The organism is Pseudomonas sp. SYWMCR5 (assembly GCF_057197165.1).
Genome location: NZ_JBXUNH010000004.1, coordinates 388,001 through 414,465, shown reverse-complemented (window position 1 = coordinate 414,465; position 26,465 = coordinate 388,001). Strand labels below are relative to the sequence as shown.

Annotated in this window: 24 protein-coding genes; 13 read left to right on the top strand and 11 right to left on the bottom strand. The window is 62.2% G+C overall.

The features are described 5' to 3' along the window. Nucleotides 1-169 precede the first annotated feature (169 nt). Nucleotides 170-475, bottom strand: a complete 306-nt coding sequence (locus tag AC2CGW_RS14535; protein WP_186668452.1) for a DUF2288 domain-containing protein — start codon at nucleotides 473-475, stop codon at nucleotides 170-172. A gap of 360 nt (nucleotides 476-835) precedes the next feature. Here AC2CGW_RS14535 and AC2CGW_RS14530 point away from each other — a divergent pair, with 360 nt between their 5' ends. The 8 genes from AC2CGW_RS14530 to nhaA all read left to right on the top strand — a co-directional run bounded on the left by AC2CGW_RS14530 (nucleotide 836) and on the right by nhaA (nucleotide 10,196). Next, complete coding sequence (locus AC2CGW_RS14530; protein WP_186710867.1) at nucleotides 836-1,951, top strand: branched-chain amino acid ABC transporter substrate-binding protein; 1,116 nt, start codon at nucleotides 836-838, stop codon at nucleotides 1,949-1,951. Between the two features lie 226 nt (nucleotides 1,952-2,177). Continuing rightward, nucleotides 2,178-3,101 carry a high-affinity branched-chain amino acid ABC transporter permease LivH gene (gene livH / locus AC2CGW_RS14525; RefSeq protein WP_039575990.1) on the top strand — a complete coding sequence of 308 codons (924 nt, stop codon included), beginning with the start codon at nucleotides 2,178-2,180 and terminating at the stop codon, nucleotides 3,099-3,101. Further along, complete coding sequence (locus AC2CGW_RS14520; protein ID WP_186710865.1) at nucleotides 3,098-4,354, top strand: high-affinity branched-chain amino acid ABC transporter permease LivM; 1,257 nt, start codon at nucleotides 3,098-3,100, stop codon at nucleotides 4,352-4,354. Before livH ends, AC2CGW_RS14520 begins: the two co-directional genes overlap by 4 nt. Next, a complete protein-coding gene (gene livG / locus AC2CGW_RS14515; protein WP_411383951.1) occupies nucleotides 4,351-5,118 on the top strand; it encodes a high-affinity branched-chain amino acid ABC transporter ATP-binding protein LivG in 768 nt (255 codons plus the stop codon). Before AC2CGW_RS14520 ends, livG begins: the two co-directional genes overlap by 4 nt. Further along, nucleotides 5,119-5,820 (top strand): ABC transporter ATP-binding protein, encoded by a 702-nt coding sequence (locus tag AC2CGW_RS14510; RefSeq protein WP_054891753.1) that lies wholly within the window; start codon nucleotides 5,119-5,121, stop codon nucleotides 5,818-5,820. A gap of 143 nt (nucleotides 5,821-5,963) precedes the next feature. Next, nucleotides 5,964-6,638, top strand: a complete 675-nt coding sequence (locus AC2CGW_RS14505; protein ID WP_484574211.1) for a COG3650 family protein — start codon at nucleotides 5,964-5,966, stop codon at nucleotides 6,636-6,638. 103 nt (nucleotides 6,639-6,741) lie between these two features. Next, nucleotides 6,742-8,355 (top strand): NAD(P)/FAD-dependent oxidoreductase, encoded by a 1,614-nt coding sequence (locus tag AC2CGW_RS14500; protein WP_288374546.1) that lies wholly within the window; start codon nucleotides 6,742-6,744, stop codon nucleotides 8,353-8,355. A gap of 650 nt (nucleotides 8,356-9,005) precedes the next feature. Next, nucleotides 9,006-10,196 carry a Na+/H+ antiporter NhaA gene (nhaA, locus tag AC2CGW_RS14495; RefSeq protein ID WP_186720740.1) on the top strand — a complete coding sequence of 397 codons (1,191 nt, stop codon included), beginning with the start codon at nucleotides 9,006-9,008 and terminating at the stop codon, nucleotides 10,194-10,196. 65 nt (nucleotides 10,197-10,261) lie between these two features. Here nhaA and AC2CGW_RS14490 read toward each other — a convergent pair whose 3' ends face one another. The 6 genes from AC2CGW_RS14490 to dinG all read right to left on the bottom strand — a co-directional run bounded on the left by AC2CGW_RS14490 (nucleotide 10,262) and on the right by dinG (nucleotide 18,495). Then, a complete protein-coding gene (locus AC2CGW_RS14490; protein WP_054891758.1) occupies nucleotides 10,262-10,726 on the bottom strand; it encodes an outer membrane lipoprotein in 465 nt (154 codons plus the stop codon). A gap of 263 nt (nucleotides 10,727-10,989) precedes the next feature. Further along, the gene (gene pdxH / locus AC2CGW_RS14485; RefSeq protein WP_186711167.1) at nucleotides 10,990-11,637 is read right to left on the bottom strand and encodes a pyridoxamine 5'-phosphate oxidase; all 648 of its coding nucleotides are present in this window, start codon (nucleotides 11,635-11,637) and stop codon (nucleotides 10,990-10,992) included. Between the two features lie 20 nt (nucleotides 11,638-11,657). Continuing rightward, complete coding sequence (locus AC2CGW_RS14480; RefSeq protein WP_484574210.1) at nucleotides 11,658-12,659, bottom strand: OmpA family protein; 1,002 nt, start codon at nucleotides 12,657-12,659, stop codon at nucleotides 11,658-11,660. A gap of 99 nt (nucleotides 12,660-12,758) precedes the next feature. Then, nucleotides 12,759-13,904 carry a serine hydrolase gene (locus AC2CGW_RS14475; RefSeq protein WP_186720736.1) on the bottom strand — a complete coding sequence of 382 codons (1,146 nt, stop codon included), beginning with the start codon at nucleotides 13,902-13,904 and terminating at the stop codon, nucleotides 12,759-12,761. Between the two features lie 129 nt (nucleotides 13,905-14,033). Beyond that, entirely contained in the window at nucleotides 14,034-16,271 is a 2,238-nt protein-coding gene (locus AC2CGW_RS14470) for a beta-galactosidase (RefSeq protein ID WP_484574209.1), read from the bottom strand. 79 nt (nucleotides 16,272-16,350) lie between these two features. Beyond that, nucleotides 16,351-18,495 carry an ATP-dependent DNA helicase DinG gene (gene dinG / locus AC2CGW_RS14465; protein WP_054891763.1) on the bottom strand — a complete coding sequence of 715 codons (2,145 nt, stop codon included), beginning with the start codon at nucleotides 18,493-18,495 and terminating at the stop codon, nucleotides 16,351-16,353. Nucleotides 18,496-18,593: 98 nt separating this feature from the next. Between dinG and AC2CGW_RS14460 the strand changes: the two genes are divergently transcribed. After that, the gene (locus AC2CGW_RS14460) at nucleotides 18,594-19,058 is read left to right on the top strand and encodes a CopD family protein (RefSeq protein WP_186668473.1); all 465 of its coding nucleotides are present in this window, start codon (nucleotides 18,594-18,596) and stop codon (nucleotides 19,056-19,058) included. A 67-nt stretch (nucleotides 19,059-19,125) separates the two neighbouring features. Here AC2CGW_RS14460 and AC2CGW_RS14455 read toward each other — a convergent pair whose 3' ends face one another. The 4 genes from AC2CGW_RS14455 to AC2CGW_RS14440 form a co-directional block, all read right to left on the bottom strand. Continuing rightward, nucleotides 19,126-19,884, bottom strand: coding sequence for a collagen-like protein (locus AC2CGW_RS14455; protein WP_288374535.1), 759 nt, complete (start codon nucleotides 19,882-19,884; stop codon nucleotides 19,126-19,128). Further along, complete coding sequence (locus tag AC2CGW_RS14450; RefSeq protein ID WP_054891766.1) at nucleotides 19,877-20,152, bottom strand: DUF1145 domain-containing protein; 276 nt, start codon at nucleotides 20,150-20,152, stop codon at nucleotides 19,877-19,879. Before AC2CGW_RS14450 ends, AC2CGW_RS14455 begins: the two co-directional genes overlap by 8 nt. 108 nt (nucleotides 20,153-20,260) lie before the next feature. Next, nucleotides 20,261-20,983 (bottom strand): PA1041 family peptidoglycan-binding anchor lipoprotein, encoded by a 723-nt coding sequence (locus AC2CGW_RS14445; RefSeq protein ID WP_186668477.1) that lies wholly within the window; start codon nucleotides 20,981-20,983, stop codon nucleotides 20,261-20,263. Between the two features lie 57 nt (nucleotides 20,984-21,040). Further along, nucleotides 21,041-21,736: a PA1041 family peptidoglycan-binding anchor lipoprotein gene (locus tag AC2CGW_RS14440; protein ID WP_186668479.1), complete on the bottom strand. Its 696-nt coding sequence runs from the start codon at nucleotides 21,734-21,736 to the stop codon at nucleotides 21,041-21,043. A gap of 160 nt (nucleotides 21,737-21,896) precedes the next feature. Between AC2CGW_RS14440 and AC2CGW_RS14435 the strand changes: the two genes are divergently transcribed. The 4 genes from AC2CGW_RS14435 to AC2CGW_RS14420 all read left to right on the top strand — a co-directional run bounded on the left by AC2CGW_RS14435 (nucleotide 21,897) and on the right by AC2CGW_RS14420 (nucleotide 26,182). Continuing rightward, complete coding sequence (locus AC2CGW_RS14435; RefSeq protein ID WP_484574208.1) at nucleotides 21,897-22,391, top strand: DUF6231 family protein; 495 nt, start codon at nucleotides 21,897-21,899, stop codon at nucleotides 22,389-22,391. A 227-nt stretch (nucleotides 22,392-22,618) separates the two neighbouring features. Further along, nucleotides 22,619-24,127, top strand: a complete 1,509-nt coding sequence (locus AC2CGW_RS14430; protein ID WP_484574207.1) for a hypothetical protein — start codon at nucleotides 22,619-22,621, stop codon at nucleotides 24,125-24,127. 51 nt (nucleotides 24,128-24,178) lie between these two features. Then, the gene (locus AC2CGW_RS14425; RefSeq protein ID WP_484574206.1) at nucleotides 24,179-25,180 is read left to right on the top strand and encodes a hypothetical protein; all 1,002 of its coding nucleotides are present in this window, start codon (nucleotides 24,179-24,181) and stop codon (nucleotides 25,178-25,180) included. A 267-nt stretch (nucleotides 25,181-25,447) separates the two neighbouring features. Continuing rightward, nucleotides 25,448-26,182 (top strand): hypothetical protein, encoded by a 735-nt coding sequence (locus AC2CGW_RS14420; protein WP_484574205.1) that lies wholly within the window; start codon nucleotides 25,448-25,450, stop codon nucleotides 26,180-26,182. Nucleotides 26,183-26,465: the final 283 nt, after the last annotated feature.

Below are 26,465 nucleotides of genomic sequence, written 5' to 3'. Positions count from 1 at the left end.
GACGCATTCGCGGGCAAGCCCGCTCCTACGGGGATATTACGCATCCCGTAAACTGTTACCGCAGTGGCGAACGCAGCGGCGACTTGTTACTTACTTCCACCTTACGTCAGCGTCAACACGCACCAACAAGGTGCAATCAACTACTTTTACGCACTAAAAAAGCCCGCAGTTATTCCGCTTTCTTCACCTGGATCACGATGAACGGCGAAACTACCACCGCCCAGATCTCGGGATCGCGGCTTTGCAGGTCTAGCGCCTGCTCTGCACTGAGCGGTCCGACAACGCCATCGTTACGCCACTTGGCGAAGATTTCGCTGCGATTCTCGGCCATCGCCTCGGCAACGGCGATCAGATCCAGGCTGGAGTCGACCCAAATCAGGTCACCCTTGGCCCAGAAACGCTCCAAGGCTTTCCACTCGATAATCGCGGTCTCGCCGAGCAATTTGGCATAGAGGGTGCTTGTGTGATCAGTCATGGGTTTTCCTGCCGACAGAATGGCCATTTGAAAAGGCCGGCATTTTTGCAGAAAAACCCGGTTTCAAATACGTAATTTGATCGACGGGCCCCGGTTATATGGGGTTGGGCTCGGGATAGAGGCAAAGTGATGGCGCTTTTCTATATCTTTATGTCGATCATGCGACACCCCGGGAAACAGGCGCTTTTCGCCCGCTTTTCAAGCGCTCGGACAGCGCTCTACACTGTACCGGTACAGTTCCGGGACATGTTCCGGGGGAAGGTGGGCTTGCGACATGGCACGAGCGTGCCGCAAATCCCGCCCGGTCTGTAGCCCTGGCCGCCAGGACTATAAGAATTACAACAGAATGAGTGGAGCACTATGATCAAGATTTCCAAGCTGTTCGCCGCAATGGTCCTGGCCGGGGTAGCCAGCCATTCGTTTGCCGCCGACACCATCAAGATCGGCATCGCCGGTCCCAAGACCGGTCCGGTCACGCAATATGGCGACATGCAGTTCATCGGCGCCAAACAGGCCATCAAAGACATCAACGCCAAGGGTGGCGTCGACGGCAAGATGCTCGAGGCCAAGGAATATGACGACGCGTGCGACCCGAAACAGGCCGTTGCAGTCGCCAACAAAGTGGTCAACGACGGCGTCAAGTTCGTCATCGGCCACCTGTGCTCCAGCTCCACCCAGCCTGCGTCCGACATCTACGAAGACGAAGGCGTGATCATGATCACCCCTGCCGCCACCTCCCCGGAAATCACCGCGCGTGGCTACAAGCTGATCTTCCGCACCATCGGTCTGGACAGCGCCCAGGGCCCGGCGGCCGGCAACTACATCGCCGACCACGTCAAGCCCAAGGTCGTTGCCGTCCTGCACGACAAGCAGCAGTACGGTGAAGGCATCGCTACCGCGGTCAAGCAGACCCTCGAGAAGAAAGGCACCAAGGTCGCCGTCTTCGAAGGCCTGAACGCCGGTGACAAGGACTTCTCCTCGATCATCCAGAAGCTCAAGCAGAACAACGTCGACTTCGTCTACTACGGCGGCTACCACCCAGAGCTGGGCCTGATCCTGCGCCAGGCGCAAGAGAAGGGCCTGAAAGCCAAGTTCATGGGGCCGGAAGGTGTCGGCAACGACTCCATCTCGCAGATCGCCCAGGGCGCTTCGGAAGGCCTGCTGGTCACCCTGCCGAAGTCGTTCGACGCTGCCCCTGAGAACAAGGCCATCGTCGACGCCATCAAGGCTGACGGCAAGGATCCTAGCGGTCCGTTCGTGTTCCCGGCCTACTCCGCTGTCGAGCTGATCGCCAAGGGTATCGAAGCCGCCAAGTCCGAAGACACCGACAAGGTGGCAGCCGCCATCCACGCCGGCAAGTTCAAGACCCCGACCGGCGAGCTGTCCTACGACGAGAAAGGCGACCTGAAAGACTTCAAGTTCGTGGTCTACGAATGGCACTTCGGCAAGCCGAAGACCGAAGTCTCCCCTCAGTAACTGCGTGACTAATAGCTGACCGAGAAGCCCACTGTGCGAGCAGTGGGCTTTGTTTTACGAGGTTCATGGACCTGATTCCCGCGATCCGGGAGCCGGTTCACCTGAAAATCTTAAAACCGTCACCCGCGGTTTCCTGGCTGTGCCCACTGACTTGGCGAAGACCACGAAACGGGCCGGGCCCATCGCCCGCCAGCGAAATGCAAATCAGGTTTTTAGGAGCGCTGTAATGCCTGAGATCTACCATTTCTTCCAACAACTGGTTAATGGATTGACCATCGGCAGCACCTATGCCTTGATCGCCATCGGTTACACGATGGTGTACGGCATCATCGGGATGATCAACTTCGCCCACGGCGAGGTGTACATGATCGGATCCTACGTGGCCTTCATCGCCCTCGCGGGGCTGGCCATGATGGGCATTCACTCGCTGCCGATCCTCATGACCGTGGCCTTCGTCGCCACCATCTGCGTCACCAGTGCCTATGGCTACAGCATCGAGCGGGTCGCCTACCGACCGCTGCGTAACAGCAACCGCCTGATCCCGCTGATTTCCGCCATCGGCATGTCGATCTTCCTGCAGAACACCGTGCTCCTGTCGCAGGACTCCAAGGACAAATCCATCCCCAACCTGATTCCGGGCGCCTTCTCGTTCGGCCCGGGCGGTGCGGAGGAAGTGCTGGTGTCCTACATGCAGATCCTGGTGTTCGTGGTCACTCTGGTGGCCATGACCTGCCTGACCCTGTTCATCTCCCGCTCCCGTCTGGGCCGCGCCTGCCGCGCCTGCGCCGAGGACATCAAGATGGCCAACCTGCTGGGCATCAACACCAACAACATCATCGCCCTGACCTTCGTCATCGGTGCTGCCCTGGCGGCCGTGGCGGCCGTACTGCTGAGCATGCAGTACGGGGTGATCAACCCCAACGCCGGTTTCCTGGTGGGCCTGAAGGCCTTCACCGCGGCGGTACTGGGCGGCATCGGCAGCATTCCGGGCGCCATGCTCGGCGGGCTGGTGCTGGGTGTGGCCGAAGCCTTCGGCGCCGACATCTTCGGCGACCAATACAAGGATGTGGTGGCGTTTGGCTTGTTGGTTCTCGTCTTGCTGTTCCGGCCGACCGGCATCCTAGGCCGTCCGGAGGTTGAAAAAGTATGAACAGAAATCTCAAACAGGCGTTCTTCAGCGCCTTGCTGGTCTGGGCCGTCGCCTTCCCGGTGCTGGGCCTGAAGCTGAGCATCGACGGCATCAGCCTGATCGTGCACAGCCAGGGCAGCTTCACCATCAGCATCATTGCCGTGTGTTCGATACTGATGTTCCTGCGCGTGCTGTTCGACAAGCAGTGGAGTTCGGTGATGGGCGGGCGCTCGGATCGCAAACTGATCCCGCCTTCGGTCAGCAACTTCCTGACCCTGCCCAAGACCCAGCGCTGGATCATCCTCGGCCTGATCGTGGCCGCGCTGATCTGGCCGTTCTTCGGCTCGCGCGGCGCGGTCGACATCGCCACCCTGATCCTGATCTACGTGTTGCTGGGCCTGGGCCTGAACATCGTGGTCGGCCTGGCCGGCCTGCTCGACCTGGGTTACGTCGGTTTCTACGCCGTCGGCGCCTACAGCTACGCCATGCTCTCGCACTACCTGGGCTGGAGCTTCTGGGTCTGCCTGCCGATCGCCGGCCTCATGGCCGCGACCTTCGGCTTCCTGCTCGGCTTCCCGGTACTGCGCCTGCGCGGTGACTACCTGGCGATCGTCACGCTCGGCTTCGGCGAAATCATTCGCCTGTTCCTGCGCAACCTCACCGACTGGACCGGCGGCCCCAACGGCATCAGCAACATCCCCAAACCCGAGTTCTTCGGGCTCACCTTCCAACCCCGCGCGGCAGAGGGCATGCAGACCTTCCACGAGTTCTTCGGGCTGGAATACAACTCGATCAACAAGGTCATCTTCCTCTACCTGGTCGCCCTGCTGCTGGCCTTGCTGGCGCTGTTCGTGATCAACCGCCTGCTGCGCATGCCGATCGGGCGTGCCTGGGAAGCGCTGCGCGAAGACGAGATCGCCTGCCGCGCGCTGGGCCTGAACCCTACCGTGATCAAGCTCTCGGCCTTCACCCTGGGCGCCTGCTTCGCAGGTTTCGCCGGCAGCTTCTTCGCTGCGCGCCAGGGCCTGGTGACGCCGGAGTCGTTCACCTTCATCGAGTCGGCGATCATCCTCGCCATCGTCGTGCTTGGCGGCATGGGCTCTCAGCTGGGCGTGATTCTAGCGGCCATCGTGATGATCCTGCTGCCTGAGCTGATGCGTGAGTTCAGCGAATACCGGATGCTGATGTTCGGTGCGCTGATGGTGTTGATGATGATCTGGCGTCCGCAAGGCCTGCTGCCTATGCAACGTCCACACATGGAGCTGCGTCGATGAGCCGCGAAATTCTGCAAGTCAGCGGCCTGAGCATGCGCTTCGGCGGCTTGTTGGCGGTCAACGGCGTGGGCCTGACCGTCAAGGAAAAACAGGTGGTGGCCCTGATCGGCCCGAACGGCGCCGGCAAGACCACGGTGTTCAACTGCCTGACCGGCTTCTACAAGCCAAGTGGCGGCACCATCCTGCTCGACGGCCAGCCGATCCAAGGCCTGGCCGGCCACCAGATCGCCCGCAAGGGTGTGGTGCGGACTTTCCAGAACGTACGCCTGTTCAAGGAAATGACCGCGCTGGAAAACCTGCTGATCGCCCAGCACCGGCACCTGAACACCAACTTCTTTGCCGGCCTGTTCAAGACCCCGTCCTTCCGCCGCAGCGAGAAGGAAGCCATGGAGCGGGCCCAGTACTGGCTGGAGAAGGTCAACCTGACCGAATTCGCCAACCGTACCGCCGGCACCCTGGCCTACGGTCAGCAACGCCGCCTGGAAATCGCCCGCTGCATGATGACCCAGCCACGGATCATCATGCTCGACGAACCGGCAGCAGGCCTGAACCCCAAGGAAACCGAAGACCTCAAGGCCCTCATCGGCTACCTGCGCGAATCGCACAACGTGACCGTGCTGCTGATCGAGCACGACATGAAACTGGTGATGAGCATTTCCGACCACATCGTGGTGATCAACCAGGGCACGCCGCTGGCCGATGGCACGCCGGAACAGATTCGCGGCAATCCTGATGTGATCAAGGCCTACCTGGGGGAAGCGTAAATGCTGAAGTTCGAGAACGTTTCCACCTTCTACGGCAAGATCCAGGCGCTACACAGCGTCAACGTGGAAATCAACCAGGGCGAGATCGTCACGCTGATCGGCGCCAACGGCGCCGGCAAGTCGACCCTGCTGATGACCCTGTGCGGCTCGCCACAGGCACACAGCGGCAGCATCAAGTACCTGGGCGAAGAGCTGGTCGGCCAGCCCTCCTCGCATATCATGCGCAAGAGCATCGCCGTCGTGCCGGAAGGCCGCCGTGTGTTCGCCCGCCTGACCGTCGAGGAAAACCTGGCCATGGGCGGTTTCTTCACCGACAAGGGCGATTACCAGGAGCAGATGGACAAGGTCCTGCAACTGTTCCCGCGCCTGAAGGAGCGCTTCACCCAGCGCGGCGGCACCATGTCCGGTGGCGAGCAGCAGATGCTGGCCATCGGCCGGGCGCTGATGAGCAAGCCCAAGCTGCTGCTGCTCGACGAGCCGTCGCTGGGCCTGGCGCCGATCATCATCCAGCAGATCTTCGATATCATCGAACAGCTGCGCCGTGATGGTGTGACGGTGTTCCTGGTTGAGCAGAACGCCAACCAGGCGCTGAAGATCGCCGACCGCGCCTATGTGCTGGAGAACGGCAAGGTGGTGATGCAAGGGACCGGGGAAGCACTGCTGACCGATCCGAAGGTACGGGACGCGTACCTGGGTGGTTGAATGATCAAAGGGCCTGCGGGCCCTTTTTTCATGGGGGTGGAGGTTCGGTGGCCGGTACTGTTCCTGCGGCCTGCCCCTTGTGAAGCCGCTCCCCGCTGGGTAACGTGGCCAACTTCAACCCGCCGCGACCCCGGAGTCCACCGATGCGCCTCACCCCTCCCCTGCTGCTCGCTGCCCTGCTGCCCCTGTTCGCCGGTTGCCAGATGCTCGCCGAGCAACCAAGCGACCCGAACGTCGGCACCACGCGCATGCAAGGCGAACTGAGCGCAGCCAACGGTCAGTTGCTGTTCAAGCCTTGCAGCGAGGCACGCCGCTTCGTGGTCAAGGATGCCGCCGGCACCGGTGTCCTGCAGGAAGCCGCCAACCTCGCCAATGGCCCCAAGGCCTCACTGTTCGCCGACCTCCGCGGGCGCCTGGCCGGCAGCCGCGAGGCCAACAGTGACGGTCAGCTGGACGTCACCCGGCTGTACCGCGTCGAAAACTCCGCCAGCGCCTGCGAAGACCCCAACTTCAAGCAACTGACCCTGCGTGCCGGCGGGCATGCACCCGACTGGGACATCAAGGCCAGCGGCAAGGGCATGGTGATCAACCGTGCCGACAAGGATCCGCTGCCGCTGCCGTTCCTCGAAGAGCAGATGCCCGGCGGCGGCCTTAGCCTGTCCAGTGAAGCCAACGGCCAGCGCGTCGAGCTGTGGGTCGCGCCGCAGCGTTGCGTCGAGCCTGGCACCGGTGCCGTGCGCCATCTACGCGCCGAACTGCGCATCGATGGCCAGACCCTGCAAGGCTGCGCCTACTACGGCGGTGCGCGCGACAACTGATCATCGGGTACTTTTATCCTGCCAGTCAGGCCGGCGAACAGCTTATACTTGGCGGTTTGAGTAAAGCCGCCGGCCGCCCATGGCCGGGATACTGGACCCTGCCATGCTACGAATCACCGAACTGAAGCTGCCCCTGGACCATCCCGACGAAGCCTTGCGCGAGGCTATCGTCCAGCGCCTGGGGATCCGCGACGAGCAACTGCTCGGCTTCAACCTGTTCAAGCGCAGCTATGATGCGCGCAAGAAGAACAGCGAGCTGCTGTTCATCTACACCATCGACCTCGAAGCCAGCAACGAAGCCGAGCTTCTGCACAGGTTCGCCGATGATCGCAATATCAGCGTGGCACCGGACGTCAGCTACAAGTTCGTCGGACATGCACCTGCCGATCTTCAGCAGCGTCCGATCGTGGTCGGCTTCGGCCCGTGCGGCATCTTTGCAGGCCTGCTGCTGGCGCAGATGGGTTTCAAGCCGATCGTGCTCGAACGCGGCAAGGAAGTGCGCCAGCGCACCAAGGATACCTGGGGCCTGTGGCGCAAGAGCGTGCTCAACCCCGAATCCAACGTGCAGTTCGGCGAAGGCGGCGCCGGCACCTTCTCCGACGGCAAGCTGTACAGCCAGATCAAGGATCCGCAGCACCATGGCCGCAAGGTGCTCGAAGAATTCGTCAAGGCGGGTGCGCCGGAAGAAATCCTCTATATCAACAAGCCACACATCGGCACCTTCCGCCTGACCAGCATGGTCGAGAAGATGCGTGAGGAAATCATCAGCCTGGGCGGTGAAATCCGCTTCCAGGAAAAGGTTACCGACTTGCTGCTCGAGGGCGAACAGCTCACCGGTGTGGTGCTCGAAAGCGGCGAACAGCTGCACTCACGCCATGTAGTGCTGGCCCTGGGCCACAGCGCCCGCGACACCTTCCGCATGCTGCACGCCAAGGGCGTGTTCATGGAGGCCAAGCCATTCTCGGTGGGCTTCCGTATCGAGCATCCCCAATCGCTGATCGACAAGGCGCGCCTGGGCAAGTATGCCGGCCACCCGAAACTGGGCGCCGCCGACTACAAGCTGGTCTACCACGCCAAGAACGGTCGTTCGGTCTACAGCTTCTGCATGTGCCCGGGTGGTACCGTGGTCGCGGCCACCAGCGAGCCGGGGCGCGTAGTCACCAACGGCATGAGCCAGTATTCGCGTAATGAGCGCAATGCCAACTCTGGCATCGTCGTGGGCATCGATCCTGAGCGTGACTACCCGGGCGGCCCGCTGGCTGGTATCGAGTTGCAGGAACGCCTGGAAGCCCACGCCTATGTCATGGGTGGCAGCAACTACCAGGCGCCGGCGCAACTGGTCGGCGATTTCGTCGCAGGTCGTGCGTCCACGGCGCTGGGCAGCGTCGAACCCTCCTATAAACCAGGCGTCACCCTCGGGGACCTGGCCCCCAGCCTGCCAGACTTCGCCATCGAGGCGATTCGCGAAGCGCTACCGGCCTTCGATCGCCAGATCAAGGGCTACAACCTGCACGATGCAGTGCTGACCGGTATCGAGACGCGCACCTCCTCACCGCTGCGCATCACCCGTGGCGAGGACTACCAGAGCCTGAATCTCAAGGGCCTGTTCCCGGCCGGTGAAGGGGCAGGCTATGCCGGCGGCATCCTGTCGGCCGGCGTCGATGGCATTCGGATCGCTGAAGCGGTCGCGCGCGACATACTCGGAATCAAGGCCTGACGCCCCAAGCCAGGCCAGTTGCACGAGGTTGCGGCTATTGCCGAGCACTGCGGTTCTTGCGGTACTCGGCCACATAGCCCAACTTGCGACTCGCAGTCTTGTCCAGCTCCTTGCGGTCACGCTGCGATAACCTCCCAGCTGGCGCGCAGTGAAGTCGCTGTCGCCCACAAGCTGCTGCGGAGCCAGCGTCACCATCAAGCTAGCCGCTGGCGCAACTGCCTGCCGATAACCGCTGCGCTCATCAAGATCGAAAGCTGCCAGCGGCAACGCACCCCGCAGCCAGTTGCCCCAGTAGAACACGAGAAACTCAGGCGCCACGTCGCCTGAACGCGGTTTGTCGTAGCCAACCTTGCGGGTGAACGATCCAAGCAGGATGTAGGTTACTGTGCGACATCCAACTCTCCTTCCTTCGTGCATGTTCGGCTGCGACGTTTTCCCACGAGTATTTCAACGTGCATTTCAATGGTAGAAAGGCCCGTTAGTTGTCTGAGTAATCCTAAAATCCAAGCGAATATTTCCGCGCAAGACTCACAAGGCCAAAGTGAAACCACTTATAACAAAAAAGAATATAATTTTTGTTTTAAAGAATATCGTTGCGCGTTAGGGTGTACTCCCGTTCCGTTCGATCAACGTACTGGAGACCCATCCCCGTGCGCAGCCTCATCAATCGTTTCCTTCAGCTGGAGGCCGCCAGCGGCTTGCTGCTGATCATCGCGGCGATCATCGCCCTCATCGTCAACAACTCCCCGCTGTCGCATCTGTACGTCAGTTTTCTCGACGTCCCCGTCGCTGTGCAAATCGGCCCCCTGGAGATCGCCAAGCCGCTGCTGCTGTGGATCAACGACGGCCTGATGGCATTGTTCTTCCTGCTGATCGGGCTGGAGGTCAAGCGCGAAGTGCTCGAGGGCCAGCTGTCGAAACCTTCGCAGATCATCCTGCCGGCCACCGCCGCAGTCGGTGGCATGCTGGTCCCGGCGCTGATCTACTGGTTCATCAACCGTGACAACCCCGCGACACTTGCCGGCTGGGCCATCCCTACCGCGACCGACATCGCTTTCGCCCTTGGCGTGCTGGCGCTGCTCGGCAAGCGTGTGCCTGTGTCGCTCAAACTGTTCCTGATGACCCTTGCGATCATCGACGACCTGGGTGCGATCATCATCATCGCCCTGTTCTATTCCGGCGAGCTTTCGAGCATGGCATTGATGCTTGCAGGGGGCTGTCTGCTGGCTCTGCTGGGCATGAACCGTCTAGGGGTGAAGAAGCTTGCACCCTACCTGATCGTGGGGCTGGTACTTTGGGTCTGCGTGCTGAAGAGCGGCGTGCATGCCACCCTCGCCGGCGTGGCCCTGGCAATGTTCATCCCGCTGGGCGCTGGCGGCAAGAAAAGTACCTCTCCATTGCTCACCCTGGAGCACGCGCTACACCCCTGGGTGGCCTACGCGATCCTGCCGCTGTTCGCCTTCTCCAATGCAGGTGTATCCCTGGTCAACGCCAGCGCGGAGAGCTTCACGCATTCGGTGCCCATGGGCATCGCCATCGGATTGCTGCTGGGTAAGACGGTCGGCGTGTTCGGCCTGACCTGGATGGCCATCAAACTGCGCCTGGCCGCCCTGCCGGCGGGCGCCAACTGGGGGCAGGTGCTTGGCGTCGCGATTCTTTGCGGCATCGGTTTCACCATGAGCCTGTTCGTCGGTTCCCTGGCCTTCCCATCCGGTGTCAGCGAGTATGCCGGAGAGGACCGCATGGGCATCCTCACCGGCTCGCTCTTCGCAGCATTGATCGGCTATGCCGTGACTGCGGCGGCCAGCCGCAAGCGACAAGTGGCGGTTGCAGCCAGCTGATAGCACCAGGCACAAAAAAACCCCGACCGGCCTCGCCGGATCGGGGTTTTCTTTGCGCTGCGAAATCAGTGAGTGACGCGGCTGGTGCCGTCGACGGTCATGATGCGCACGCGCTCGCCCACGCGGAAGATCTCGTTCTGCTGCACTTGCTGCACGTAGGCGCGCATGCTGCCGTCGTCTTCACGCACGGTAATTTCAACGCCCTGGGTGCGGGTCAGGCCTTCTTCAGCAGCCGAACCTGCCAGGCCACCGGCCACGGCGCCGATCACCGCAGCGACGATACTGCCACGACCACCGCCGACGGCACTGCCCGCGACACCACCGACGATGGCGCCGGCACCACCACCGATCGGCGTCTTGGTACCCTCGATCTTGACCGGGCGCAGGGATTCGATGGTGCCCATGCGCACGGTCTGCACGCGACGGGCTTCATCTCGGGAATAGCTGTCACCGGTCAGGCTGGACTGGCAGCCGCCGAGCAACAGCGCCATGGTGGTGAAGCTCGCCACCATCAAAACGGATTTACGCATGGGGAATCTCCATAAGTCAGGTGTCCATTAGACTCCCCGTGTAGATGGGTGTCACGACACAAACGTTATTAAATTGTTTTCATTCAGCTCGAGTACAGGCGCCAAGCGACTTGCCGCCCACTTCACCAATGAGACCAATAATAGTCGTGGATTACTTCATCGTCGCAGTGACAGGCGTTGCAGGTCGGTATTTTGCCGCTGAATGGCTGGATGGGGACCACGTCCTGCCGAGCAATGGCGGGGCCGCAAGCGGCCCCTGATGATCACGGTGCCAGCCGCTCACGCAGCCACTGACCATCGACCAGGCGGTAATTGAGGCGATCGTGCAAGCGACTGGAGCGCCCCTGCCAGAATTCGATCCGTTCAGGCAGCAGGCGGTAGCCGCCCCAATGTTCCGGGCAATGCGGCTGGGTGTCGGAGAACCGCGCCTCGGTGGCCTTGACCAACCCTTCGAGCTCGGCACGATCGGCAATCACCCGGCTTTGCGGCGACGCCCAGGCGCCCAGACGGCTGCCCAGCGGACGTACCTGGTAGTAGTCGTCCGACTCCTGAGCGCTGACCTTTTCCACCCGTCCCTCGATCCGTACCTGGCGCTCGAGCGCTGGCCAGAAAAAGGTCATGGCCGCGAACGGGTTGGCCAGCAGTTGCTGGCCCTTGGCACTGTCATAGTTGGTGAAAAAGGTGAAGCCGCGCTCATCGAGCCCCTTGAGCAACAGCACACGACAGTGCGGACGCCCCTCGCCATCGACGGTGGCGAGGGTCATGGCGTTGGCCTCCACCGGTGGCTGCTCGGTCTTCACCGCCTCGCCAAACCAGTGATGGAACAGCGCGAACGGCTCGCCCGGGGCCTGGGCCTCGGCCAGGCCATCACGGGTGTAGTCGCGGCGCATATCGGCCAGGGATTGAGTCATGACTGCGTTTCCTCAGACGATCAATTGGTCTTCGCAGGGCTGTTGGCGGCGACTTTCTTGTCGGCAGCTGGAGCTGTCTTCTTCGCTGCTGGCTTGGCCGCTGGTTTTTTCGCGGCTGGCTTGGCTGCGGTTTTCGCCACGGCCTTCTTCGCAGCCGGTTTGGCGGCAGCCTTGGCAGTTGGCTTGGCGGCCGGTTTGGCCTCAACGGCCTTGGCCGGGGCCTTGGCCGGGGCCTTGGCGTCCTGGGTGGCGACCATCGCTGCCGGTACGGACGCTGGCGCGGCCTGCTGGTACTTGGCCAACAGCGCAACCATGGTGTTCTGCGGCGTCAGCAGCATTTCCACACGGCGGTTCAAGGCACGGCCCTCGACGCTGTCGTTGGCGGCACGCGGCATCACTGCGCCCATGCCCTTGAGGGTCAGGCGGTCACGCTGCAGGCCGCTCAAGCGGAAAATCGCCGAGACCGAGGCTGCACGCTCGAGGCTGAGCTTCTGATTGGCAACTGCAACACCGCTGGTGTCAGCGTGACCGAGCACGAGCACGGCAGTCTTCGGATCGCCTTCAACGATCTTGGCCACGCGGGTGATCGGGCCCAGAGAAGACGGCAGCAGCATGTTCGGGCGGTCCGGGTTGTAGGAGCCGTCGACCGGCAGGGTCACTGCAAGCACGTTGTCACGACGCTCGACTTCAAGCTTGCTGTCTTTGGCCGCCTCGCGCAGCTTTGGTTCATACTCGTCCAGCCAGGCCTGGGTAGCCTTCTGGTCGATCTTGGGTACCGCGGGCGCCTCGGCCTGCTTGTCGCTGGAGCCGAACGGCCACCACCAGCGGCTGCTGCTTTCGGACTTGGCATCGGCCTGGGCGACCTTCTCGGTCACCGCGTCCTTCACGTCCTGTTCGGCAACCTTGTCCGAACCGAACGGCCACCAGCTGAGGCCACCGTCCTTCGAGGCGTCCTGGGAGTGGCTGGCGCAGCCGGTCATGGCCAGGCACAGGGCAAGTGCTAAGGTTTTTTGTGAGGACATCAGCGATACACCATGAATTAGAAAGAAATTTTGCCCACGCACGCGAGGCGTTGGCATTGAGGATAGTCAAAGGGATCGGGCATTACCCGCATTACCCGATCAAAGGCAACTGCCCAGTACCCGCACCAGCTTCTGCGCACGGGGGTCCATCAATACGTAAGGGCCCAGGGTATTGGTGACGAAGCCGAAGGCCACGTCGTGCTCAGGATCGGCGAAACCAACCGATCCGCCCGCCCCCGGATGACCGAAGGCCCGAGCCCCCAGACCGAAGGTGGCGTTGGCGACATCCGGCTGGTCGAGCATGCAGCCCAGGCCAAAACGGGTCTGGGTCAACAGCGTGCGATCCTGTCCAAGGCTGTGCTCGCGGGTCAGCTCATCGAGCAGTTCGGATTCCAGCAGGCTCCCATCGAGCAGGCCGGCATAGAAACCCGCCAGGCTGCGGGCATTGCCGTGGCCATTGGCAGCCGGTTGCTGCATGCGTCGCCACTCGGGTTTGTTGGTGCTGGTGAGGATCGCCGGCGGGTTGGTGAAGGCGCGGGTCGACAACGCCTCGGGCTCGCGCATGGTCACCTGCAGCAAGCGCTGGGCGGCGGCATCACCAGGATTACCCTTGCCACGGGCGATATGCGCCACGCGGTGGAACTCCTCATCGGCTAGCCCCACGTGGAAGTCCAGGCCCAACGGGCGCGCAGTGCGGGCAACGATCGAGTCACCAGGGCCGCGGCCATCGGCGCGGCGGATCAGTTCACCGATCAGCCAGCCATAGGTGATAGCGGCATAGCCATGTTCGCTGCCAGGGGTCCACCACGGGGTTTCGGCAGCCAAGGCATCGACCATGACCTGCCAGTCGTAGAGGGCCTCGGCGGGCAACAGCTCACGGATTGCCGGCAGGCCGGCGCGATGGCTGAGCAACTGACGCAGGGTGATGCCTTCCTTGCCCGCCTGGGCAAACTCCGGCCAGTACCGAATCACCGGAAGGTCCAGGGCCAGCTTGCCCTCGCCCACCAGTTGCAACGCAGTCACGGCAGTGAAGGTCTTGGTGCAGGAGAACAGGTTGGCGATGGTATCGCTGTGCCAGGCCTGCTGGCCGTCCTTGTCGGCACTTCCAGCCCAAAGATCGATGACGGTTTCGCCCCCTACCTGGATGCACAGCGCCGCGCCACGCTCCTGGGGATCATTGAACAATGCCGCAAATGCCTCGCGCACCGCTTCGAACTTCAGCTCATAGTGACCCTGGATCTGCACCCGCCTACTCTCCGTACGACCTGTCTTACAAAGTCGTGCATTGTTTCAGTAGTTGGCGGATTTGCATACTGAATGTGGCTGGAAGGTTGTAAGGAAAACCTTGGGGTTTGGCTGAACCAACTGTCACCTTCAGGGCGCCTTGACCTCAAGCCCCGCGCGCAATTGCTCCAGGGCCTGCTGGTTGCTCCGACGCACGGCCTCGACAAAACCCGAATACGCCACATCGGTGATAGCGACCAGGCCCAGATGCCCATTCTCCCCATCGAGCAGGCGCCCGCTGGCGGGCTGGTCAAGGTATTGGAACCAGTGAGCGCCAACGATCATCGGCTGAGCCAGGGCTGCCTTGAGGAAATTGCCGTAGGCAGGCCCACGGTCCTCTTCACGCGCCACCTCGAGCGGCCCTGGCCAGAAAGGGCCACGGTCCCGGGAGCCAAACTGGAACTCCGAGACCAGCACCGGTTTGTCCAGCTCGACCAACCGGGCGAAGTCGTAGCCATCCTCGGGCTTGAGGGTATAGAAGTTGAAACTGAGCACATCGCAGAACTCGGCGCAGGCCTTCACCGCCTCAGGCGTGCTGACCGCGTAGCGTCCACCCAACAACAAATGGTTGGGCGCATGCCATTTCAGCGCATCGGAGATGGTCTTGAAGTAGGTCTGTGCGAACACCTGCTGGAAGTGCTGGTAGTCACGCTCGATTTCCGGATGCTCCGGGTTGGGCAGGGGCGCCTCGAAACCCGGGTCCTCCATGAGCTCCCAGGCCTTCAGTTCGATGCCCCAGGCCTTCGACAACCCCTCCTGGTTTCGGTATTTGTCACGCAACTGCTTGAGGAAGGCGCGCTTGGCCGGCACATCGGTGGTCAGACGCAAGGTGCCGTAGGCCAGGCCATAGCGTGCCTTGGGGTCATCGCCCGGCGCCGCCCAGGCCAGTTCGTTGTCGGCGAAATAACCGATCAGCCAGGGGTCGTCGCGATGGTCCCGCGCGGCAATGGCTACGGCGCGCTCGGTGGCCATGGCAAATCGTGGGTCGAACGGGTCGGGCATGCGCCCCCACCAGTCCATGCCAGTGCTGATGCTGGCATAGTCGCCGACAATCGATAGTGGCAGGGTGTACGGCATGCGCTTGGCCTGACCCAGGGTCGGATCGCTCCAGTTACCCAGGGTGTTGAAACCCCAGGCCTGTAAACGATCGAGGCTGTGCACCTGCCAGCGTTCGGCATCGACACCGGCTGCCGGGCAGTTCGTTGGCGGCTGGCCCTCGGCCGCAGGGGCGCAGGGCTTGGCATAGGTACGCTGCAGGTTGGCAGCATAGAAGTCGAACCAACGCCCTTGCTTGAACCCGCGCCCCTGGGAAGACGCATTGCCGTCGTCATTGTTGCCCTCACCATAGAACGCCGCGAGCGGGTCACCCTCCCCGGGCAACCCTTTGAACATCGATTCGCGGCCGGCGACGTAGGTGCGCCCGCCATCGGCGGCCACCGCGTTGACGCCCAGCGAGTAGAACGGGTGCCCCTGTGGGGTCACCAGAAACCAGCGTCCGTCGCGTTTTTCAGTGCGAAAGAAGCCGGTGGCTTCGAAGGCCGGGCCGGCCTCCAGGCCGCCGTAGGTGTCCAGTTTCTGCTTGTCGCGCTCGGCCAGCCAGGCCTTGAGCTGCTGCCGTTCACGCGTATCGGCGGCCTTGAGTTGTTCATCGTTGACGATTTTTTCCGGCCAGCGTGCGCGGGTGGACTGGCCATAGGCGTCGATCAGATCGCCGTAGGCTGCCCGGTATGCCTGGTCATCATCCTGTATCCCGACCTTTTCGATCAGCAGGTTCTGCGCGACCTTGGGTCGCGGAATGCTCAGGCTGATCGAAACCACCTGCTTGAGGTCTACCTCACCCTCGCTGCTGGTCAACAGCACACGCTGTCCTTCGTACGTCCAGGGCATCGGTGGACCGGCACGCATGCCCTGGCTCAACGGCGAACTGGCCTTGAGCGGCACCATCACCGTTTGTGCCGGGCCCGCTGGCAGGTCGATGCGGCTGGTGAGCGTACGCCCGTCGCTGCCCAGCAGCGTAACGTCCACGGTCAAGGCCCAGTCCATCGCACTTTGCAGGCGTAGCGTCAGAAACTGCCCCGTCGACCAATCCCAGGTACCGGCCTGCGGGCTCAGGCGCAGGGTCGGACGCTCCACCGGGTTGAACACCACGCGCCGCAGCACCTCGCCTTCGGCTGTTTGCTCCGCGTTGTACTGCGGCATGCCCGTGTCCTCGGTGGTCACGGTGACGACCGAAGTCGGGCGTACGAAGCTGAACAAAGTCTGCTGGGCTGCCAGCAACGGGGTACTGAAGAGCAGGGTGAAAACGACGGGCAAGGTACGGCGGATCATGTGGACGTGGCTCTCCTTCAAGGCCCTCATGGGCCTGATCGAGTCATGGACAACGGGCCGGAGCATCATGCTCCGGCCGTTACTGGATCTCCCGCCGGAAGGGCGGCAGCGCATTGAGAATAGCTTTGCCGTAGCGCTGGGTGACCAGGCGTCGATCGAGCAAGGTGATGACGCCACGGTCCTGCTCGGTACGCAGCAGGCGACCGCAGGCCTGGATCAGGCGCAGGGAGGCGTCGGGTACGGCGATTTCCATGAACGGGTTACCGCCACGCGCCTCGATCCACTCCGCCAGGGCCGCCTCGACCGGATCGTCCGGCACGGCGAACGGAATCTTGGCGATGACCACGTGCTCGCAATAAGCACCTGGCAGGTCGACGCCCTCGGCGAAACTGGCCAGGCCGAACAACACACTGTGCTGACCGTCATCGACCCGCGCCTTGTGCTTGTTGAGCGTTTCCTGCTTGGACAGGTTGCCCTGGATCAGCACCAGCTTGCGCCAGTCGCGGTCCAGGCCATCGAACACGTCCTGCATCTGCTTGCGCGAAGAGAACAGCACCAGCGCACCACGGGCTTCTTCGACGATGTTCGGCAATTCGCGGATGATCGCCGCCGTGTGGCCCGCCGCATCGCGCGGGTCGGCACCCAGATCGGGCACCCGCAGCAAGCCGGCATCGCCATGCACGAATGGGCTGGGTACGACGCAGGTCACCGCATCGCGCGGCAGGCCGGAGCGCATGCGGAAGCGATCGAACTTGCCCAGGGCCGTCAAGGTCGCCGAGGTGACCAGTGCACCATGGGCAACGCTCCACAGGCTGCGGCGCAGCATTTCGGCGGCGAGGATCGGACTGGCGTTGACCTCGATGTCGAACAGCGCCCCACTCTCGGCCAGCGTCAGCCAGCGCGCCATGGGCGGACTGTCTTCCGGGTCTTCGGCGGTGAAGGCGGTCCACAGCTCCCAGTTGCCCTGGGCACGGGTGACCAGGCTGCCGAACAGCGGGTACCACTCTTCGGCCTGGTGGCTGGCGATGCCGATGTTGACTTCACCGTCCATGCCTTCCTTGAGCAGGTCGGCAAGCCGGGTGAACAGATCATTGAGACGCGCGAAGCCTTTTTTCAGCTCGATGCCGACCTCGCGGATCTGCTCGGGCACCACGCCCCCCTCGAAGCGGTAGCGCGGACGATCACGCCCTTCCATGTCTTCACCGGGCCGGAAATCGGCGACCTGCTCGCACAGGGTGAACATGAACTGCTGCTGGGTACGGATTTCCCGCGCCAGCTCCGGCACCTGCTCGATCAGCTTGCCCAGGTCGCCTGGCAACGGGTGCTGGGCCAATAGCTTGGTGAGGTTCTTGGCGGTCTGCTCCAGCCAGTCGGCCGTGGAGCGCAGCCGCGAATAATGGGCGAAATGGCCGATGGCCTTGTCTGGCAGGTGGTGGCCCTCGTCAAACACGTACATCGTGTCGCGCGGGTCGGGCAGCACCGCGCCGCCGCCCAGCGCCAGGTCGGCCAGGACCATGTCGTGGTTGGTGACGATCACATCCACCTTGCCCATGCCTTCGCGCGCCTTGTAGAACACGCACTGCTGGAAGTTCGGGCAATGCCGGCCGGTGCACTGGCTGTGGTCGGTGGTCAGGCGCGCCCAGTCCTGGTCCTCGAGGGTTTCCGACCAACTGTCGCGGTCGCCGTCCCAACGGTTGCCGGCCAGTTTCTCGATCATGCTGTTGAACAGCTTCTGGCTGCGCTCGTCGACTTCGATATGGAAGCCTTCTTCCTCGAACAGCTGGGCGGTAGCCGACTGGGCGTGACCCTCCTGCAGCAGTACGTCGAGCTTGGACAGGCACAGGTAGCGGCCACGCCCCTTGGCCAAGGCGAAGCTGAAGTTCAAACCGCTGTTGCGCATCAGGTCGGGCAGGTCCTTGAAGACGATCTGCTCCTGCAGGGCGACGGTGGCGGTGGCGATCACCAGGCGCTTGCCGGCGGCCTTGGCGGCGGGAATCGCGGCGAGGCTGTAGGCGACCGTCTTGCCGGTACCGGTGCCGGCCTCGACCGCGACCACGGCAGGCTCGCCGGCCCGACGGCCTTCATCATCGCAGGCGATGTCGCCGAGTACCTTGGCCACTTCGGCGATCATCAGGCGCTGGCCGTAACGCGGCTTGAGGCTCTTGGCTTCGAGAAAACGCGAATAGGCGCCCTGGATGGTGGCTTTGAGTTCGTTGCTGATCATGGTCTGCGGGCGCCCAAAGGGCTGGATATATTTTCAGTGTTTCGCATGGGGCGGCTATCATACCCCGCTATTGCCCTTTATGCCGCATGGAGATCCGGATGCTCGCCTTTGCCCTGCCCTACACACTGCATGTCCTGGCCGCCCTTGTCTGGGTTGGCGGGATGTTCTTCGCCTGGCTGGTACTGCGCCCGGCGACTGTCGCAGCGCTGGAAGGGCCCGCGCGGCTGCGGCTGTGGGTGGAAGTATTCCGACGCTTCTTCGGATGGGTCTGGCTGGCGATAGCGGTGCTGGCGATAAGTGGTATCGGCATGTTGCACCTGCGATTTTCCGGCTTCGAGACCGCGCCCCGCTATGTACAACTGATGATGGGCGGCGGGATCGTGATGTTTGCCTTGTTCCTGCGCGTGCACGCGCTGCTGCTGCCGGAGCTGCGCGCTGCGGTGCAGGCCGAGGACTGGCCGGCGGGTGCCGGGGTGCTGGGCAGGATCCGACGGATGGTGGGGATCAACCTGCTGCTGGGCATTGCCGTGGTGGCAGTGGCCAGCGCTCGCGTCATGTTCTGAAGTCGTTGACCCAGGGCCGCGACGCAGCCCTGGAAACGCAAACGCTCGGCCGCGTAAAGCGCATGTGTCAAAGCCGCTGCAGAATCAACTCCCCCGCCGTACCGGCAAGCCCCGGTTGCCCTGGCAGGCCCGGACGACCGTTGGCACCGGCCTCGGTGCGATACACAAGGCACCCTTTGCTCGCACCACCCTGCCCGGCCTTGCCGGCAGCGCCCGGCTTGCCCGGTGCACCGCCATCGAGGCGTACCTGGATGCGCTCCTGCGGGAAATCTGCCGGCAGGGCCAGGCGAATCCTTCCTCCGGCCGCGCCGTCATGCCCGTTGCCGCCGTTGTCACCGTTCGCGCCGCGGCTGGCAGTGCCCCAGGTACAACCTCCAGACGTGCCATTCCCCCCATCGAGGCCAGCATAGCCCGGTGCCCCAGCGCCGCCACGGGCGTCGATCGACAGTTGCTCGGCCTCCAGCGTCTGCAGGCGCAGGTCGAGGTCACGACCGGGGCGCGCCGCACGCTCGTAGCTGCCCGGCGCCCCCGGCGCGCTGATTTCACTACCGACGCCCAGCACGGCACTGCTCGCCTCGATGCTCAAGGCGCTTTGCGCCGGGGCGATGGCAATGCGCGCATCGCGTCCCAGTTCAAGATGATCGATCTTCAGCGCGGTGAGCGTGGCCGGCAGCAGCAAGGTCGCCGAGTCGGCCACCTGCACACGCTCCAGGTGCACGCTGGACGACTTGTTCGGCAGGCGCAGCATCGAATGGGCAGCGACTTCGAGACTCTCGGCCTGGGCCAGCGGGGTGGCCAGCGCGGCCAGCAACATCAACTTACGCATGGCGCGAAGCCTCCTGCGGACGGGGAATGGACATGACATGGAAGATGCCGGTCAGCAGGATCTGCAAGCGATCGAACCAGCGATGGCTGCGCCCGCGCAGGCTGGCGTTGAAGAAAAACACCTCCAGCACATGCAAGCCCAGCAGCGTGATGCCTGCCGCATTGATCAGCAGATTGAACGGCAGGGGCTGCGGCATCAACAGATTGACCAGCACCACCCACCAGAAAACCACCGTCAGGGCCTTGCCCAGGCCCAGGATGAACTTCATACCCCGCCCCCCGACTGTCTTGTACTGTCTTGTTATGTGCACGCGGCCCGTTCGAGCGGGCCGTGCGCACAACAGTACCGCCGCGCCAGGGCGCGCGCCAGAGGCGATTCAGTTCAGGTGCAGCTCCACCCGTCGGTTCTTCGCTCGCCCCTCGTCGGTGTCGTTGTCGGCCACCGGCTCGCTTTCACCGCGACCTTGGCTGGTCACCTTGGCCGGCGACAGCCCCTGGCCGATCAGGTACTGCGCAACACTGGCCGCGCGGCGCTCGGACAGGCCCTGGTTATAGCGGTCGGTGCCTACGCTATCGGTATGCCCGATCACCCTGATGGCGGTCACGCCGGGATCGCCGAGCTTCGGCAACAGCGCTTGCAGGCGCTGCTGGGCAGCGGCCGACAACTGTGCAGAGTCGAACGCAAACAGCACCTGGCCCTGATCGTCGAGGGTGATCACCTCAGGCGCAGGTGCTGGAGCCTCGGGTTTGGGCGTCGAAGGCGGATACTGCGCAAGCGGGCAACCCATGTGGTCGACCGCCGTACCTTTGGGGGTGTCCGGGCAACGATCACGACGGTCGAACACCCCATCGCCATCTTCGTCACCGTCCTGGGCATAACAGATCAGGCCACCGGCAATGGCTCCGGCAACACCGGCCCCCGTCGCCCAACTGGAACTTTCGATCGCACCCAGGCCGCCACCGACCAGCCCGCCGAGCAGACTGCAGACCGGCCAGGTCCGTTGATTGAGGGGGGCGCTGCCATCACTGTGGGTAGCGCACCCGTTCAGCAGGCTGGAGGCCAGCAGCAGCGACACAGCCGTCTTCGACAAGGTATTCATGGATCATGTCCCCGGTGAATGCGCCCACGCCACGGCTAAAGACGTGGGCGCGGGCCGTCAGCGCTGGATCTTGATCTCGGTGCGCCGGTTCATCGCACGACCATCAGCCGTGGCATTGTCAGCCACCGGCTGGGCCTCGCCTGCCCCCACTACCGAAACGAAGCTGCTGCGTGGCACGCCGCTGCTCACCAGATAGTCGGTCACCGAGTGGGCACGACGTTCGGAGAGTTTCTGGTTGTAGCGGTCGGAGCCGACGCTGTCGGTGTGGCCGGTCACGCTCAGACGAGCGCTCGGCGCTTCCTGCTTCAGGCGCGTGGCAATGGTGTTCAGGCGTTCCTTGTCGGTGGCAGTCAGGCGCGCGGAATCGAACTCGAAGTGCACGTCACGAATGACGATGACTTCCTCCTTCTCGACCACGACGACTTCCTCGACCACGGCGACCGGCTCGGGCGGGCAACCGTTGGCATCGACCTGCACCCCGCGCGGGGTGCCAGGGCACTTGTCACGGCTGTCGGGCACGCCATCGCCATCTTCGTCACCGTCGCCATGGGCCCAGCAGTAGCCCGCCGCCAGGCCACCGCCGAGCAACGCGCCCCAGCCGGCCCAACTGGAGCTTTCGATGGCGCCCAGGGCTGCGCCTCCCACGCCCCCGACGGCAGCACACTTCGGCCAGTCGGTTTTTTGCAAACCTGCACAACCAGTCAACACACTGGTGAGCAGAACCAGGGGTATCGCTGTGCGTACTATGCTCATTTTCGTTGCTTCTCCTAGGGGGATCGGTGCAAAACCGATGCTCTGGGAGTAAAGACCGCCTATTCCCTCTCTGCCAGCAATAAGCCACGACGCGACGCCGCGCCTCTTTGCCGCCAGGGCTGGGACCGCTAGTCTTGAGCGACCTGAACGAGGATTGGCAATGACCGACGGTTTTTCCCAGCGTACCCCCCAACAGGCCCTGGCGGCCCTTCTCGAGCGCTTCGCCCCCGCGCGCCTGCTATTGGTCGGCACACGTTTCCCGGCCCTGGAGGCCTTTGCCGCAGCCCACCCGACGGTGCAGCTGTCAGTGGCTGCGCCCGGTCCGCTGCCTGCCGACCTGGCGGCGCAACGTTTCGACCTCGCGGTGCTGGTCGACTGCCTGGAGCACTTGCCCAAGCGCAGTGGGCTGGAACTGCTCGGCGGCATTCGCAATCTGAATGCCAGCAGGGTCGCGGTACTGGCCGACCTGTCCGCCTGTGGCTGGCAGGACACCGATTTCTTCGCCCTGGCGCTGTCGGCCAGCGAGAAATTCCGTCGCGACGAACAGGTGCTGAGCCTGTTCACCTATGATCTACATGACTACAAGCAGGTCCCGGACTGGCTCAATGCCAAGTTCTGGGCCAACCCGGAAATGTTTGGCAAGTACTGGTGGTAAACCCATGAATATCAAGGGCTTACATCACCATGAACGCTATCGAAGCTATGCCCGAGCAGGGCCAACTGTCACCAGCCTGTAACCAGCCTTGTCACCAACGACCAGCTCAGGCCCTTTCGGTCTGGCACTACAGACGGTCAGGAATCTATTACCTGAGAGTTCGCCCTCGGGGATGCTCAACCCGTAGTCTCGCCATCTCTCTCCGTTCCACCGATAGGCCAACCGCTATGCAGTTCTCAAAGGACATCCTCAAGACACTGGCTGTCTTCCACCTCGACCGCCCTGAGGCTTCGTGGGAGGACCTCAAGGAGCGCCTCAAGGAGATCGCTGAGGACGCCCTACAGGGCCATAGCGAGGACTCACGGGGCCTCTACATGGAAATCTATGACCAGATGAGCAACCACCTCGCTGAGGCTGCCTCGCTGGGTCGGTTCACTGGGAGCCAGCAGCGAGCCATCGGGACAGGCCAGCGGGTTCTCAGGGCTGCTCAGGAGCGTCTTGAGGGTCGCCCTCAGGAACTCACAGAGATCATTGGAGAGCTGTCTTGTAGCACGTCTGTAGCCCCTTCCGTGTCCCTATCTGTAAATGCGTCCTCGACAGACCCGATTACCTTCGAGGGCCTCTCTGAGCTGTTCATCAAGGAACGCCAAGGCAACGTGGAAGGTTCGACCCTGAAGGCCATTCAATCGAACTGTAGGACTCTCTCGGGGCTTCTCGGGGACCTCGACATCAAGACCCACTCAAGAGCTGACATGGTGGCGCTCAAAGAGCGTGTGATGGATGGCCGCAAGGTCCTGACAGTCAACAAGCTATTGACCCAGCTATCCACTGTCATGGATTGGGCCGTAAACAATGGCTTCCTTGAGCGCTCCTATGACAAGGGCCTGAAGATCGAGAAAGGCGCTGAAAGCGAGCGTAGACCGTTCTCCCGTGAGGAAGTGGCGACCATCATGGACCACGCTAATACCTTGCCTGTGACCGACTGGAAGCGCTGGGCACTGTCTCTGGGAGTCCTCACAGGTGCCCGCATTGGCGAGCTGTACCAACTGACTCAGGACGACATAAAGCAAGTGGACGGGATCACCGTCATCGACATCAACAAGGACGAGAAGGGAAAGACCCTGAAAAATGACTTCTCCATCCGGCAAGTGCCTCTGGTCGATGGAGCCTATGGGTTGCCATGTCCTGAATCAGCGTCATCAAAACCATTTGAAACCCAGAACCTTTTGATCGTCCTTGAAGATGCCCGCGAAGGCTTTCTCCTTGGCCGTCTGGTCGTGCGCGTCTATGGCGCAAGGACGAATCAAAGGGTCCCCAATAGGAGAACCCAAACCATGAAAATCACTATCACGAAAGTCCTGAAGAACGAAGTCACCATCTGCGGCCAAACCCAGACCCGTGAGTACGTCGAGAACATCATGCTGCCCATGCTGGTCGCCCAATGCGGGACCGTTAAGGGCCAGCAATTCGAGATCGTTAAGGCGTTCGATGAGGCCGGTCTATCGCTCCAAGCGATTCCCGTAGTTGCCCGAGAGTACCGCCAAGACCAATACCAGAAGGCTCAGGAGCGTGCTCGCTTGCAGGCTGAGGCCAATGCCCATGCCGAGCGGTGCCGTGAATGGTCGCCTCGTGAGATCGCCCAAGCGAAGGCCGATAAGGAAGCCCGAGACGCTGCCATTCGTGAGCATGGTGCCCGTATCCGTGCCGCCTCCCGTGCCAATAGCGCTGGCTGGTAACAGCACCTCGACACACAACCACTTCATTCATCTATTCAGGAGACAAAAATCATGACTAAACCATTCGAGTACACCAAGCCTTCGACCTATTCCACTGCCATTGTCGATGGAAACACCGGGTCAATCCGATTCAACACTGCCGATGTCCGTCCAGAGACCCAAGCGGCCACCGATGTTTCCGTCTATGTGGAGGCCCTCGTGGAAGCCGCTGAGGACTACTTAAACGGCGATGAGTGGCGAGAGGCTGCCATGGAGGCGACTCCTTGTGAGTTCCGTCCGGCTGGCTCTGAGGCCACTGGTCAACAGATCATCACCATGGCTGACCGCTCCGTTAAGTTCGACCCTCGCAAGAACTGGGATAACCAGACCATCGACAAGGGTGAAGTGCTGGCCGGTTCTGTGATCTTCACCGAGGCAACAGACACGGCATTGGTCATCAGCCACCGCGTCACCATCCTCGACCACAATCTGATGGCAGGCTTCACCGTCCAATCTATGGAGCAAACCGCTGACAAGATGCTCCGTGACATCGAGCACAGTGCAGCCGGTCAGGTCGCTGCCATCTTGGCGACTGCCCCAAGCACCGAGAGCGTCTCTGAGGCCAAGCCAACGGGCAAGCCTGCCGAGATCGCTGAGGACCTCATCGACATCCTCACGACCCACGTTAACCAGACTGTAGGGACCTCGCTGAGTGACTTCGTGATCCTGCTCCCAGTGTCTCTGGTGGCTGTCCTTGAGCGTGCTGCTCAACGTGCTGGTCAGGACTCTATTGAGGACCTCATTGGCGCAGGCGTACAGCCGTACACTGGGACCGACCACGGCATCTTCATGTTGCCCAAGCTGTTCACCTCCCTGAGCTACCGTGAGCGCCGGGACGGCAACATCTGGCGCATTGAAGCGACCCGTAACCCGAACGCCCAAGGCTGGGACCTTGAGATCATGGCTGAGGTGGACATCATCGCCAATGGCATGGTCAAGGTGAAACTGACTACCGATGGTCTTCAGACTGTCCAAGTGCCGTTCCCGATGGTCACTCGCATTGCCCTGAGCTGATCTAAAAGCGCCCCGTAAGGCCGGACCTAAAGAGGGACCGGCAGGGGCACGGCTTCAACGAGCTGAAATCTCGTGGCTCAGATTTGAGCTGCCAAATTATCAGACCCCTATCCTGAAGTGATAGGGCACCTGCCCGTCGCTGGGCACACCCACCCAATCGCAGAGTCTTCCTGTTTGCTTCTTCATGCCACCGTCCAGAACCTTTGTCGGGTCTCTGCGCTGGGCCGTGGGAGCGAACGTGAGGGAGCAAACAAGAGGAACAAGACAATGAACATGAGCAACAACCCAATCCCCGTAGCCCTCATGGGCAAGATCTTCACTGCCAATCAGGACCGGATGTGGCATCTCAACGAAATCCATAAGGGTCTCGACCTCCCGGACTCTAAGTCTCCGTCTGAGTGGCGCAATGCGGTCTCCATGGAGTTACGAACCTCCGGAAATTTGCGGAGCTTGGACGGCAGCGGCACCTTCGCTGACGAACTGGGGACAATTGCTTATGCCATGTGGGTCTCGACGGACTTCTACCTGATGGTCGCTGGTGCCTTCGTCGCACAGCGCAACAATGCTGTCAGTGAGCTTCGGCATAAGGATGCTCTCTTGGACGCCAACATGCCCAAGGCTTCGACCCTCGACATGAAAGCCCGAGGCTCTGGTCTCACATGGACTGAGGCTTGCCGGGTTGCTGGTATTCAACAGCCACGCCTTGCCCTTGAGGCTCTGGTCTCCATGAAAGCCTTCGTGTACCCCTTAGACAACTTCGGGACCCGAGATGGCTCACCACGGCCACACAAGAAGGGCTTTGAGGTGGGGGCCTTTGTAAAGGTCTCATCGGACTTCGGTAACCGTGAAGGATGGCGGGTAAAACCCCGTGGTCTCGACTGGCTCCGTGAGAAGGCCCAAGAGATTAACCTCAACGTGTCCGAGACGAAGGCCCTCAAGGCTAAAGCCAAGCGAGCCTCCAAGGCTTCACGCATCGACCAGTGGGGCAGGGTCATCAAATAACCATCAACCAATAGGAGAACCCCTCATGGACCACCTACAGGCCCTCTACTGGGTCTGTCTGGCCGTTCAACTGGGGTTCTGGTTGTGGACTCATAGGCCCCCTTGAGAATCTGACAGAAAAATCTGAGAGACCACCATTACAAGACTCCCCGCGCAGGCTCCCCCGTAGGCCCTCGCATGGGTGCCCGTGGGCGCGTTAAGGACCCCGGTTAATTCGCCCTTGCGGTCTCGCTGTCTGTCACCAACACTGTCACCAGCTTTGTCACCAAACTCCTTGAGGTCC

Bases quoted from the DNA above. Each gene is read 5' to 3' on its own strand.
- AC2CGW_RS14535 (WP_186668452.1), bottom strand. From the start codon at position 475: ATGACTGATCACACAAGCACCCTCTATGCCAAATTGCTCGGCGAGACC.
- AC2CGW_RS14530 (WP_186710867.1), top strand. From the start codon at position 836: ATGATCAAGATTTCCAAGCTGTTCGCCGCAATGGTCCTGGCCGGGGTA.
- livH (WP_039575990.1), top strand. From the start codon at position 2,178: ATGCCTGAGATCTACCATTTCTTCCAACAACTGGTTAATGGATTGACC.
- AC2CGW_RS14520 (WP_186710865.1), top strand. From the start codon at position 3,098: ATGAACAGAAATCTCAAACAGGCGTTCTTCAGCGCCTTGCTGGTCTGG.
- livG (WP_411383951.1), top strand. From the start codon at position 4,351: ATGAGCCGCGAAATTCTGCAAGTCAGCGGCCTGAGCATGCGCTTCGGC.
- AC2CGW_RS14510 (WP_054891753.1), top strand. From the start codon at position 5,119: ATGCTGAAGTTCGAGAACGTTTCCACCTTCTACGGCAAGATCCAGGCG.
- AC2CGW_RS14505 (WP_484574211.1), top strand. From the start codon at position 5,964: ATGCGCCTCACCCCTCCCCTGCTGCTCGCTGCCCTGCTGCCCCTGTTC.
- AC2CGW_RS14500 (WP_288374546.1), top strand. From the start codon at position 6,742: ATGCTACGAATCACCGAACTGAAGCTGCCCCTGGACCATCCCGACGAA.
- AC2CGW_RS14490 (WP_054891758.1), bottom strand. From the start codon at position 10,726: ATGCGTAAATCCGTTTTGATGGTGGCGAGCTTCACCACCATGGCGCTG.
- pdxH (WP_186711167.1), bottom strand. From the start codon at position 11,637: ATGACTCAATCCCTGGCCGATATGCGCCGCGACTACACCCGTGATGGC.
- AC2CGW_RS14480 (WP_484574210.1), bottom strand. From the start codon at position 12,659: ATGTCCTCACAAAAAACCTTAGCACTTGCCCTGTGCCTGGCCATGACC.
- AC2CGW_RS14470 (WP_484574209.1), bottom strand. From the start codon at position 16,271: ATGATCCGCCGTACCTTGCCCGTCGTTTTCACCCTGCTCTTCAGTACC.
- dinG (WP_054891763.1), bottom strand. From the start codon at position 18,495: ATGATCAGCAACGAACTCAAAGCCACCATCCAGGGCGCCTATTCGCGT.
- AC2CGW_RS14460 (WP_186668473.1), top strand. From the start codon at position 18,594: ATGCTCGCCTTTGCCCTGCCCTACACACTGCATGTCCTGGCCGCCCTT.
- AC2CGW_RS14455 (WP_288374535.1), bottom strand. From the start codon at position 19,884: ATGCGTAAGTTGATGTTGCTGGCCGCGCTGGCCACCCCGCTGGCCCAG.
- AC2CGW_RS14450 (WP_054891766.1), bottom strand. From the start codon at position 20,152: ATGAAGTTCATCCTGGGCCTGGGCAAGGCCCTGACGGTGGTTTTCTGG.
- AC2CGW_RS14445 (WP_186668477.1), bottom strand. From the start codon at position 20,983: ATGAATACCTTGTCGAAGACGGCTGTGTCGCTGCTGCTGGCCTCCAGC.
- AC2CGW_RS14440 (WP_186668479.1), bottom strand. From the start codon at position 21,736: ATGAGCATAGTACGCACAGCGATACCCCTGGTTCTGCTCACCAGTGTG.
- AC2CGW_RS14435 (WP_484574208.1), top strand. From the start codon at position 21,897: ATGACCGACGGTTTTTCCCAGCGTACCCCCCAACAGGCCCTGGCGGCC.
- AC2CGW_RS14430 (WP_484574207.1), top strand. From the start codon at position 22,619: ATGCAGTTCTCAAAGGACATCCTCAAGACACTGGCTGTCTTCCACCTC.
- AC2CGW_RS14425 (WP_484574206.1), top strand. From the start codon at position 24,179: ATGACTAAACCATTCGAGTACACCAAGCCTTCGACCTATTCCACTGCC.
- AC2CGW_RS14420 (WP_484574205.1), top strand. From the start codon at position 25,448: ATGAACATGAGCAACAACCCAATCCCCGTAGCCCTCATGGGCAAGATC.